At 64.3% G+C, this 3523-nt stretch carries 5 protein-coding genes; all 5 read right to left on the bottom strand.

Annotation, left to right across the window (positions count from 1 at the left end; translation table 11 throughout):
- The coding region (locus tag HWN72_RS30450) for an MBL fold metallo-hydrolase (protein WP_211152293.1) at nucleotides 1-886 on the bottom strand (886 nt) is incomplete at its 3' end.
- Nucleotides 887-906: 20 nt separating this feature from the next.
- Complete coding sequence (locus HWN72_RS30445) at nucleotides 907-1473, bottom strand: DsbA family protein (protein WP_231726576.1); 567 nt, start codon at nucleotides 1471-1473, stop codon at nucleotides 907-909.
- A 79-nt stretch (nucleotides 1474-1552) separates the two neighbouring features.
- On the bottom strand, nucleotides 1553-2182 hold the full coding sequence (locus HWN72_RS30440) for a DsbA family protein (protein ID WP_008830454.1): 630 nt from the start codon (nucleotides 2180-2182) through the stop codon (nucleotides 1553-1555).
- Nucleotides 2179-2601, bottom strand: coding sequence for a TlpA disulfide reductase family protein (locus HWN72_RS31505; protein ID WP_309141612.1), 423 nt, complete (start codon nucleotides 2599-2601; stop codon nucleotides 2179-2181). Before HWN72_RS31505 ends, HWN72_RS30440 begins: the two co-directional genes overlap by 4 nt.
- A 387-nt stretch (nucleotides 2602-2988) precedes the next feature.
- A partial coding sequence (locus tag HWN72_RS30430) for a sulfite exporter TauE/SafE family protein (protein WP_211152292.1) occupies nucleotides 2989-3523 on the bottom strand: 535 nt, incomplete at its 5' end.

The following is a 3523-nucleotide window of genomic DNA, read 5'->3' as shown; positions in this document are numbered from 1 at the left end:
AAGCACCAGGTCCAAACCGGTTCAGAGGCACCTTGAGAAACGCCGTCCCACACTTGTCCGCATCCGGCAGCCGGCCGCCACGTATGTTCACCTGAAGCGCGGCGAGCATCAGGTCGGGTAGTGGGAGCGATGCGTCGCGTTTCTCGCGGGTCGCGACGAACTCGGCTTCGTCGATGCCATCGTGAACATGGATGTTGTCGCGACGCTGATCGGCGACGGTCGAGCGACCAAGTACGTCCCTGCCATCCTTGCCATAGTCATGCCCAACATAGGTTGCGGTTTCGGGTGGCAGATCGAGGATGGCGCGGATCGAGCACCACAGCGAATGAGCATCACCACCCGGGAAGTCCGCTCGGCTTGTGCCACTATCGGGAACCATCAGCGTATCGTGAACGAACGCGGCGTCACCGACGACATAAGTGATCGAGGCAAGCGTATGGCCCGGCGACAGCATGACATGAGCATCGAGCGTGCCGATCCGGAAACGCTCGCCATCCGCAAACAACCGGTCCCACTGGCTGCCGTCGACGGCGAGATCGGGCAGGCAGTAGATGTCCCGCCACAGCTTTTGCACTTCCACGACCTTGTTGCCGATCGCGGTTTTGCCACCGGTCTTGCCGGTGAGGTACGGAACGGCTGAAAAATGATCGGCGTGTGGGTGGGTGTCGAGCACCCATTCGACGGTTAGCCCCTTTTCGCGCACATAGTCGAGGATAAGATCCGCGTTTCGGGTCGCGGTCGCACCAGCGCGCGGGTCAAAATCCAGAACTGGATCGATGATCGCAGCCGTCTTCGTAGTGTCGTCGACGACAACATATTGGAAGCTACCAGTGCGCTCATCATGGAGCGACGCAACGGTCATACCATCGTGCTTATACTCGATCATGTTTTCATCCTCTCGCTCTGTTAGCTTTCTGCCCGCGCCCGCGCGAACAACCGCTCGAAATCACCCGGATCGATCGCGCCCATCACCAGCATGCGTCCGGCAAGAAAGCCCGGGGTGCCGGCCAAGCCGATCGAATAGGCCTCTTGGCCGTTCGCACGCAGGCGCGCCGCGACAGCCTGTGCATGCGAAGCAAGCCACGTCGTTGCGCTCAGCCAGTCACCGCCAGCGCCGATTACGACGTCCCGCAGCATGTCGTCGTCAATCGTACGGTTGTCGGCCATCAGCTGGCGATGGACGACCGGGTAGATGCCCTGTTCGGCACAGCTGAGCGCAACGCTCGCGGCACGTTCAGACGGTGGACCGAAGATCGGCCAATCCTTGTAGATGACCCTAATTTTGCCATCGCGTCGCACGGCCTCTTCCAACGCGGGGAAGGCGTGACGGCAGGCCGGGCAACGATAATCGGTGAAAACGGCAAGCCGCAACGTCGCGTCGGCAGGACCGTGCTCAGGCGAACTGCCGCCTGTCAGGATCAGGTCGGCGGTCGGACCAACGTCACGCCCAATCGGGGCGGTGCGCCGCAGCACCTGTCCGACCGCCCAGCCCCCCCACGACTACAGCGCCGAGCCCGACCGCCTGCCTCCGACTGAGTGGCCCCCGGCACGCTCAACGCCCTCCGGGCTTGCTGCGCGCCGTGGCGACGAGGCGGCGGAGCGCCGGCAGATCGACCGCGCCGGCCACGACCTGCGAGCCGACGATCAGCGCCGGCGTCCCATTGAACCCGATCGCTTCGGCAATCGCATTGGTGCGTGCGAGCAGCGCATCGATTTCCGCGCCACGCGTCTTCAGGTCACGTTGCAGACGCGGCCAATCCACCTTGGCTTTCACAGCAGCTGCCCTGATACCGGCGCTGTCGAGCCGCGCCGGCGAGGCAAGCAGCGCTCCATGGAAGGCGGCATGCCTGCCCTGCCACTGGCTCGCGACGGCCGCCCGGGACGCCTCACGGGAGGCGGGTCCGAATATTGGCCAATCCCGATACACGATCCGGACCTTCGGGTCGGAGCGAAGCAGCGCGTTCAGCACCGGCTCCATGCGACGGCAATAGGGGCAGTTGTAGTCGAAGAACTCGACAACGGTGACGTCATAGGCGGTGCCGGCCCGCTTGGGGGCTACGGGATCGTCGACGACTGCCTTGCGCGACAAATCAGGCTGCTGCTGCCCGACCGCAGGTGTCATCGGCACGGCGAAAGCAAGCGCGGCTAGAGCGCCGCGAAAGAGAAGGTTGCGGCGGTTCATCGGTGTTTCCTTGCCTTATCAATTCCATCGGCGAGCGCGGCGCGCGACAACTCTCCGAGCTGAAGCTGCACGATCGTGCCATTCGCGGCGACGAAGGCGGTTGCGGGATAGCCGGCGACTTCGAAGGCTCGGGAAAGCCTACGGTCGGGATCAAGCGCGACGTTGCCGGCACCGATGCCTTCGCGGGTAAGGAACTGGGTAACGGTCGCCGGCGCCTCACCCTGATCGGCGAGCAGAATCGGAACCTCTCCACGGCGCGACGCAGCAGCATCGAGCATCGGCAGCTCGCGCCGGCATGGGCCGCACCATGTCGCCCACAGATTGACCACGAAGGGACGACCCCGGAAACGATCAAGCGGGAGCGGAGCGCCGGATGGCGTCGTTAGGGCGAGATGATAGGGAAAGGGGCCGTAGGTCACGGGCGGGATCAGCGCCTGAAGCGTGAACCAGAGGCCGCCAGCTACGGCAAGCGCTGCCCAGCCTATCGCCAGAGCGCGCGTTCGGCCGAGCCGGAACGCCAGCGTTACCGCAGCGCCGGCGAGGCCGGCGACGGCCGAGAAGCCTCCCTGCCCATATAGCTAGGATGGAAAGTGGAGCATCGGCGTAGCTCGCCCAATGCGTCGCGACATAGCCGATCCGGGCCGTCACCAGCCCGACGACAATAGCACTGGTCGCGACCATCGACACTCGCGGGAAGCGGAACCGTCCCGCCAGCGCCGTCAAACCGAGGAACACGGCGACGCACAGAACCGCCAATCCGCGATCGACCGCCATCATCAGCGGCCCGATGGCAATTGCGCTGCCCATCACAGAAACGCGCCTGCGCTCTTCCAGAGCATATAGGCTGCGACCACGAAGATCAGCATTGCGAAAACCGTGGTGAGCGTACTGCCCGTGCCCAGACGCTTAGCGATCCGCGTGCCGATCAACCCGCCGATAACTCCACCGCCGATGAAGGCGAAGGCGAGCGGCCAATCCACAAGCCCGGAGAACGCGTAGTTGGCAGCGGTCGTTAGCCCGAACGCGGTGACGGCGATCAGCGACGTGCCGACGGCGTTGAGGATCGGCATGCCCGTCGATCCAATCAGTCCGGGAACGATCAGGAAGCCACCACCGATGCCAAAGAAGCCTGAAAACAGTCCGGTGCCGAGGCCATAACCCAGCACCTTGGGCGCCTTCTCCCGGTTGCATTCTGCACCGGGATTACCAGCGTCACCCCGCCCGCGCAGCATCACAACGCCGACGACGATCATGACGAGCGCGAACAGAAAGAGGAGCTTGCCGCCATCGACGGCCTTGCCCGCGGTGGATCCGAGTAGCGCACCGATGACGCCGGCAGTC

Origin of the sequence: Novosphingobium sp. HR1a, from assembly GCF_015594425.1 — a bacterium.
GTDB lineage: Bacteria > Pseudomonadota > Alphaproteobacteria > Sphingomonadales > Sphingomonadaceae > Novosphingobium > Novosphingobium resinovorum_A.
This window is presented reverse-complemented; position numbering and strand designations above follow the sequence as displayed.